This is a genomic window from Streptomyces sp. NPDC058401 (assembly GCF_042722885.1).
GTDB lineage: Bacteria > Actinomycetota > Actinomycetes > Streptomycetales > Streptomycetaceae > Streptomyces.
The window spans coordinates 174,371-180,439 of the sequence record NZ_JBHXKA010000002.1; the positions used below are offsets into that span (position 1 = coordinate 174,371).

At 69.5% G+C, this 6,069-nt stretch carries 9 protein-coding genes; 6 read left to right on the plus strand and 3 right to left on the minus strand.

Translation table 11 applies throughout. From position 1 onward, the window contains the following. Positions 1-372: a VOC family protein gene (locus ACFWNV_RS01610; RefSeq protein ID WP_383938829.1), complete on the minus strand. Its 372-nt coding sequence runs from the start codon at positions 370-372 to the stop codon at positions 1-3. 87 nt (positions 373-459) lie between these two features. Between ACFWNV_RS01610 and ACFWNV_RS01615 the strand changes: the two genes are divergently transcribed. Beyond that, positions 460-927, plus strand: a complete 468-nt coding sequence (locus tag ACFWNV_RS01615) for a MarR family winged helix-turn-helix transcriptional regulator (protein WP_383938798.1) — start codon at positions 460-462, stop codon at positions 925-927. 111 nt (positions 928-1,038) lie between these two features. On the opposite strand, the gene ACFWNV_RS01620 is transcribed toward ACFWNV_RS01615, so the two are convergent. After that, positions 1,039-1,674 (minus strand): TetR/AcrR family transcriptional regulator, encoded by a 636-nt coding sequence (locus ACFWNV_RS01620; RefSeq protein ID WP_383938801.1) that lies wholly within the window; start codon positions 1,672-1,674, stop codon positions 1,039-1,041. A 104-nt stretch (positions 1,675-1,778) separates the two neighbouring features. Here ACFWNV_RS01620 and ACFWNV_RS01625 point away from each other — a divergent pair, with 104 nt between their 5' ends. Together ACFWNV_RS01625 and ACFWNV_RS01630 are read left to right on the plus strand one after the other, a co-directional pair. After that, positions 1,779-2,801: an ABC transporter permease gene (locus ACFWNV_RS01625; RefSeq protein ID WP_383938804.1), complete on the plus strand. Its 1,023-nt coding sequence runs from the start codon at positions 1,779-1,781 to the stop codon at positions 2,799-2,801. A 181-nt stretch (positions 2,802-2,982) separates the two neighbouring features. Then, the gene (locus tag ACFWNV_RS01630) at positions 2,983-3,348 is read left to right on the plus strand and encodes a low temperature requirement protein A (protein WP_383938807.1); all 366 of its coding nucleotides are present in this window, start codon (positions 2,983-2,985) and stop codon (positions 3,346-3,348) included. A 27-nt stretch (positions 3,349-3,375) separates the two neighbouring features. Here ACFWNV_RS01630 and ACFWNV_RS01635 read toward each other — a convergent pair whose 3' ends face one another. Next, positions 3,376-3,963, minus strand: coding sequence for a MarR family winged helix-turn-helix transcriptional regulator (locus ACFWNV_RS01635; protein ID WP_383938810.1), 588 nt, complete (start codon positions 3,961-3,963; stop codon positions 3,376-3,378). Positions 3,964-4,073: 110 nt separating this feature from the next. Here ACFWNV_RS01635 and ACFWNV_RS01640 point away from each other — a divergent pair, with 110 nt between their 5' ends. From ACFWNV_RS01640 to ACFWNV_RS01650, 3 genes are all read left to right on the plus strand, one after another. After that, the gene (locus ACFWNV_RS01640; protein WP_383938813.1) at positions 4,074-4,637 is read left to right on the plus strand and encodes an NADPH-dependent FMN reductase; all 564 of its coding nucleotides are present in this window, start codon (positions 4,074-4,076) and stop codon (positions 4,635-4,637) included. Positions 4,638-4,980: 343 nt separating this feature from the next. After that, entirely contained in the window at positions 4,981-5,865 is an 885-nt protein-coding gene (locus ACFWNV_RS01645) for a DODA-type extradiol aromatic ring-opening family dioxygenase (RefSeq protein WP_383938815.1), read from the plus strand. A 42-nt stretch (positions 5,866-5,907) separates the two neighbouring features. Beyond that, positions 5,908-6,069 (plus strand): VOC family protein (locus ACFWNV_RS01650; RefSeq protein ID WP_383938832.1); only part of this gene is annotated, 162 nt, incomplete at its 3' end.

A 6,069-nucleotide genomic window follows, 5' to 3' on the forward strand; every position in this document is an offset into this window, starting at 1 on the left:
TCAGCGCGCCTGGTGGACGGTCAGGACGTAGCCCTCGGGGCCGACGAAGGAGAACATCGGGCCGAAGGGGCTGTCCGTGATCGGGGTGAGGATCTTGACGCTGTTGGCGCTCAGCTGGTCGTGGAAGGCCTGGGTGTCGGGAGTGGAGAACCACAGGGCGACGCCGAGGCCGGGGCGGCCGGAGTCCAGGTCGGTGCCGGGCAGCGGGTCGCGGACAGCGAGGGGGACGGGCTTGGTGTCGAAGACGATCGCGCCGGGAGGCGAGGCGGGGGTACGGGTCAGGCCGAGGTTCTTCTCGCAGAACTCCGCGGCCGCCTGCAGGTCACGGACCTGGAGGGCGATGAAGTCGGGGCCATCGATGCTGACGGGCATGGTGTTCTCCTCGCTCACTTCATTCAATGTCAGGACTTTGACATACTCGACGTTAGACCTCGGCGTCGCAGGTGTCAAAATATGGACATGAAGGACAGCCCGCACCCGGAGATCCCCCTGCCCCACCCGGCCGAGGACGTGCTCGATCACGTGGGGTACCGCCTCAAGCGCGCCCACGCGGCCCTGCGCGCCTCCATGGACCAGGCGCTGCGCGAGCACGGCCTGACCGTCCCGCAGTACGCCTGCCTGGAGGTTCTCGCGGCGCGTCCCGGCCTGTCGAACGCGGAGCTCGCCCGCGCCACCTTCGTCACCCGCCAGTCGATGAACGTGGTGCTCCGCGGCCTCCAGGACGCGGGTCTGCTGACCCGGCCGGCCACTGTGGAGACCGGCCGGGCCCGCCCCGCCGACCTCACCGACGAAGGCCGACGCCGGCTGAACGCCGCCCAAGGCGTTGTTTATCCGATCGAAGCACGCATGATCGAGGCGATCCCCCAAGAGCGGCTGGCCGGACTCCTCGAAGACCTCGACCGGATAGCGCGCGGACTCACCGACTGAACGCAGGGCGCCGGCACGACAACCGCCTCACCGCCCGCGACGCGCCCAGCGCCGGCAGAAGGGAGGCGCGGGGGCGGACTGTCAGGGCCGAGGCGGCTCCTCCCCCGCTCGTCAGCCGACCCTGGGTTCCGTCATGGACATCAGGCCGCGCAGCCCGTCCCGCACCTGTTCGACCTCCACATCTCCGAACAGGGCCTGCTGGGCGATGAACCCCTGCGCCAGCGCCATCAGGGTGCGCGCCACGCGGTCGGCCGGTACGTCGGCCCTCATCAGCCCGGCCTCCTGGTAGGCCGTGACGATTCTGCTCCAGACCCCGTGCATCTCGTCGAACCCCTGGCGCAGGGCCTTGGCCAGCTCCGGGTTGCGCAAGGTTTCCGCCCATACCTGCAGGGCCACTCGGGGAAACTCGGGCTCGTCGCCGGACCTTGGGCCGCCGCCGAGCACTCCGCCGGCCAACACGTCGCCGAGGGTCTGGGTGAGCAGTACGTCGGGCAGTGGCGGCGGGTGCTCCTCGGCAGCCCGCTCGAACGCGGCCCGGACGGTGGCGAGAGCCTCGGTCGCAATGGCTGCGATCAGCTCGTCCTTGCTGGTGAAGTAGCGGTAGACCGCGCCCGCGGAGAGACCGACCTCGCGCAGGACGTCCTGCATCGACGCGGCGTGGAAGCCGTTGCGGCTGAAGCAGCGCGTGGCGCCGTCCAAGATCTGGCGGCGGCGGGCATCGAGGTGTTCCTGGGATACGCGAGCCATGCGCCCAACGTAGAACGAACATTCATTTCTTGACAAGCGCCACGGCCTGCAACACAGTGACCCATCCAAAACGAATGCTCATTCTCTTTGTTTCAGGAGCCTCGATGTCCGCCTCCTCCGCCACGTCCGCGCCGCCGTCTCCGCCACAGGGCAGGCGTCTGATCGCTGTCATAGTCCTGATCCCGGTGTTCGTGACCCTTGCCCTGTGGGCGTTCGCCTGGCCGGCCAGCCGGATCGCACCGCGCGATCTCCCCATCGGGATCGCGGGCCCCGCGGCGGCGGCCGAAGGCGTTCAGAAGCAACTTCAGCAGAAGCCGGGCGCGTTCGAGATACACCGGTACGCCGACGAAGCCGCGGCCCGTGCAGCCATTGAGGCCCGGACGGTATACGGCGCGGTCGTCGTCACCCAGCAGGGACCGAAGCTGCTCACCGCCTCGGCCGCGAGCACGGTGGCGGCCCAGCTGCTGCAGCAGGCGGTCACCGCGGGGAGCCCGAAGGGCACGCATGTTCAGATCACCGATGTGGTCGCGGCGCCGGCCAAGGACCCGCGCGGCGCCGTACTCAACTCCAGCCTGCTGCCGATGACCCTCGCGGGAATCGCGGCCGGCGCCGTCATCACGCTCCTCGGACTGCGCGGTACCCGCGGAGTCCTTGCCCTTCTCGGCTCGGCCGCCCTGGTCGGCATCGTGGCAGCCGCGCTCACCCACAGCTGGCTCGGCGCCCTCACCGGCAACTGGTGGGCCGAAGCCGGCGCACTCGGCCTCACGGCCCTCGCGGTCGGCGCCACCGTGGCCGGAATCGCGGCACTGATCGGCCCGGCCGGCATAGGCGTCGGCGCCCTGCTCTGCATGCTGATCGGCAACGCGTTCTCGGGCATGACCTCCGCCCCCGAGCTGCTGCCCGAGCCGGCCGGGCTGATCGGCCAGTGGCTGCCGCCCGGCGCCGGTGGCTCACTGCTGCGGTCCGTGGCGTTCTTCGACGGCGCGCAGGCCGTGCGGCCGTCGATCACGCTGACGATCTGGGTGATCGCCGGCCTGGCCGCCGTCCTGCTCGCCCGCCCGCGCCGCCCCACCTCCGCATCCGCCACCGTGCCGCGGCAGGCACCGCAGGCCGTTCCGGTCGACTGAAGCCGCCCGGAAGTCAATCGCGGTGACAGTCGCCCCCAGCCCGTTGGAACGGGACGCCCTTACGGCGAAACGCCGAACCCATCTCCCACGGACTGAATGCCGGTGAAAGCCGTGGATCTTCGGGATTGCTCTCGGGACGTCGGCGCAGTGCGGGTGGCAAGAGGCCCCCGCCGCGCCGAGCGTGCCCGTCACCGCCCTCATCCGGGAGCGGGGCGAGAGGAACCGGAAGGCCACAGATCCCCACACGCTGATCCTCATGCTCGCCGTCTGGCCGGCGTGGGTGGCCACGGTCTGGTTCACCAACTTCTTCGACCTCACGCGCAGGCCGGTGAAGCGGGTACTGCTGGCGGTCATGCCGGCCGCGCTGGTGATGGCCGCCGCCCTGCCCGAGGCGTTCACCCACCGCGCGGCCGCCTTCGCCGGCGCCTACCCGACCCTGCAGATCGGACGGCAGCTCTACAGCGTCATCGCGCTGCGCGGCCACCGCCTCGCCCGCGAACAGGGCCAGCGGACGGTACCGGCCGGACCGGCGGGCCTCCCGGGTTGACTCCGGGCGGTCATTGAATCCGCGTGATCATGGGCTGGAGCCGTCTGTGGCGGTCCAGGAATCCGGCAGGCAAGGGTTCGAAGGCTTCTCCAGATCGTGGCGTCCGCCGGGCGGCGCCTTCTCGCTCCGCTCTGCCACCTTGTTGATGCGGGCGACGACCTTGTCGGCGGATCGGCGCAGCGCCTGCAGTTCCTCGGGGGTGAGGGCGTCGATGAACAGGTCGCGCACGCGGTTCACGTGCCCGGGTGCCGCCTCCGTGAGGCAGGCGGAACCGGCGTCGGTCAGGATCGCGTGCACGTAGCGGCCGTCGGTCGGGTCGGGTTCGCGGGCGAGAATGCCGCGCTTCTCCAGGCGGCGGGCCATGTGGGACAAGCGTGAGAGTTCCAGGTTGGACAGGGTCGAGAGGTCGCTCATCCGGACCCGGCGCCCGGGCTGCTCGGACAGGAGCACCAGCACGTAGTACTCCACGAAGCTGAGCTGCGAGTCCCGCTGGAGCTGACACTCGACCGCGGTGGGCAGCTGCTTCAGGAGGCTCATGACCGAGCGCCACGCGGCGAGCTGGTCGGCGGTGAGCCACCGCGGGTCGGACATCTCGGGTTCTTCTTCGGCAGGCATGGTCGCATCCTAGGTCAGCTCGACCTCGACTTGAACATTCAAGTCACCGAGGTGTAGCGTCGCACTTGAACGTTCAAGTCATCAGTGTTCGAGTATCGAAGGAACCACTCATGAGCGACCTGAAGATCGCCGTCATCGTCGGCAGCACCCGCCCGGGCCGTAACGGCAAGGCCGTGGCGGACTGGGTACTGGCCAAGGCGAAGGAGCGCACGGGCGCCGACTACGAACTGGTCGACCTGATCGACCACCCCCTGCCGCTCCTGGACGAAGCGGTGCCGGCGAGCCGGGGCGCCTACGCCAATGACCACACCAAGGCCTGGGCTGCAAAGATCGGCGAGTTCGACGGATACGTCTTCGTCACTCCGGAGTACAACCACTCCACCTCTGGCGTCCTGAAGAACGCGATCGACTACCTCTACGCCGAGTGGAACAACAAGGCGGCCGGATTCGTCTCCTACGGCGGCCTCGGCGGCGCCCGGGCGATCGAGCACCTGCGCGGAATCGCCAGCGAACTGCAGCTCGCCCACGTACGTCAGCAGCTGTCCTTCTCGCTGCTCACCGACTTCGAGAGCTTCTCCACCTTCACCCCCGGCGCACACCACGACGCCGCGGCCACCATCCTGTTCACCCAGCTGGAGTCCTGGGCCGGCGCACTGAAGACCACCAGGAACTGACGCGCACTAGGGCGACGTACGAGACCTTCAACGGTTTCCCAAGCCCACGAGGCTTGTTCACGGGATCTCCAAAATGGCGTCCTTGCAGTTCAAAGCCGCAAGGAGGAGCTACGCGGGGCTCCGTGAACAAGCCTCCGCACCTGATGGCGGTCGGTCACCGGCTGCCACTGGGTTGATGCCCGGGAATGTGATCAAACTCCGGATGCGTCCGGAGCAGCTCTGCCGGCCACCGGCACTCTCCCCAGCCCCTTCCCCGACGGCGAAGGCGACGGCGAAGGCGACGGCGACGGCGACGGCGACGGCGAGAGTCCGGATGCACCCTCAACGACAAGGAAGGCCGGTCATGACGACCGAAGCCGTGGACCTCCTCAACCCGGCTGTCCAGGCCGGCGCCTACGACGACCTGCTGGCCCGCGTCCTGCCACAGGCCCGCGCACAGCGCGCATGGGAACAGAGCGACGGCGCGCTGCCCGCGCTGTTCGTCAGTCACGGCGCCCCGCCGGTCCTGAACGACCCGCAGTGGCTGGAGGACCTGTTCACCTGGGGGCAGTCGATGCCCAAGCCCCGGGCGATCGTCGTGGTCTCCGCCCACTGGGAGAACGCCCCGGTCGCGATCTCGGGGTCCGCGGCCGGAACCCCGCTGTACTACGACTACAGCGGATTCCACCCGCGCTACTACACCCTGAAGTACCCCACCCCGGACGCCACCGACCTCACCCGCCGGCTCGCCGGGATCCTGGGTGCCACGACCCCGGTACACCAGTACACCAACCGGGGACTGGACCACGGCGCGTTCATCCCGCTCCTGGCGATGTTCCCCGCCGCCGACGTGCCGGTCGTACAGCTGTCCATGCCCAGCCTCGACCCGGCAGCGCTCCTCGTACTCGGCCAGAAGCTCCGCGTACTACGAGACGAAGGCGTCCTCATCATCGGGTCGGGATTCATGACCCACAACTTCGACGCCCTGCGCAACCCCGGACTCGCCGACCAGTCCGCCCAGGCGGCCGCGTTCGACGCCTGGGCCGTCGACGCGCTCGCGCACGGCGACATCGACGCCCTGACCGACTACCGGCGCAAGGCGCCCGCAGCCGACATCGCCCACCCGACAGCCGACCACTACGTCCCACTCCTGCTCACCGCCGGGGCCGCCACCGACCTCCGCACCGCAACCAGCGCCATCGACCGCATGTGGTTCGGCAACTCGATCCGCTCCCTCCAGATCGCCTGACAGCCCGTCCGCCCGTCCACCCGTCCCGCCCGAGGAGACCCCGTGTCCGTCCGCCGTCTGAATCATGCCGTCCTCTACATCCGCGACGTCCCGCGTGCCGTCGAGTTCTACACCGGCGTCTTCGGCTTCGAGGTGGCCGCCACCTACGGCGACAGCGCTGTCTTTCTCCGCGCGCCGGGGACGTTGAACGACCACGACCTGGGC

Bases quoted from the DNA above. Each gene is read 5' to 3' on its own strand.
- ACFWNV_RS01620 (WP_383938801.1), bottom strand. From the start codon at position 1,674: ATGGCTCGCGTATCCCAGGAACACCTCGATGCCCGCCGCCGCCAGATC.
- ACFWNV_RS01625 (WP_383938804.1), top strand. From the start codon at position 1,779: ATGTCCGCCTCCTCCGCCACGTCCGCGCCGCCGTCTCCGCCACAGGGC.
- ACFWNV_RS01635 (WP_383938810.1), bottom strand. From the start codon at position 3,963: ATGCCTGCCGAAGAAGAACCCGAGATGTCCGACCCGCGGTGGCTCACC.
- ACFWNV_RS01615 (WP_383938798.1), top strand. From the start codon at position 460: ATGAAGGACAGCCCGCACCCGGAGATCCCCCTGCCCCACCCGGCCGAG.
- ACFWNV_RS01610 (WP_383938829.1), bottom strand. From the start codon at position 372: ATGCCCGTCAGCATCGATGGCCCCGACTTCATCGCCCTCCAGGTCCGT.
- ACFWNV_RS01640 (WP_383938813.1), top strand. From the start codon at position 4,074: ATGAGCGACCTGAAGATCGCCGTCATCGTCGGCAGCACCCGCCCGGGC.
- ACFWNV_RS01645 (WP_383938815.1), top strand. From the start codon at position 4,981: ATGACGACCGAAGCCGTGGACCTCCTCAACCCGGCTGTCCAGGCCGGC.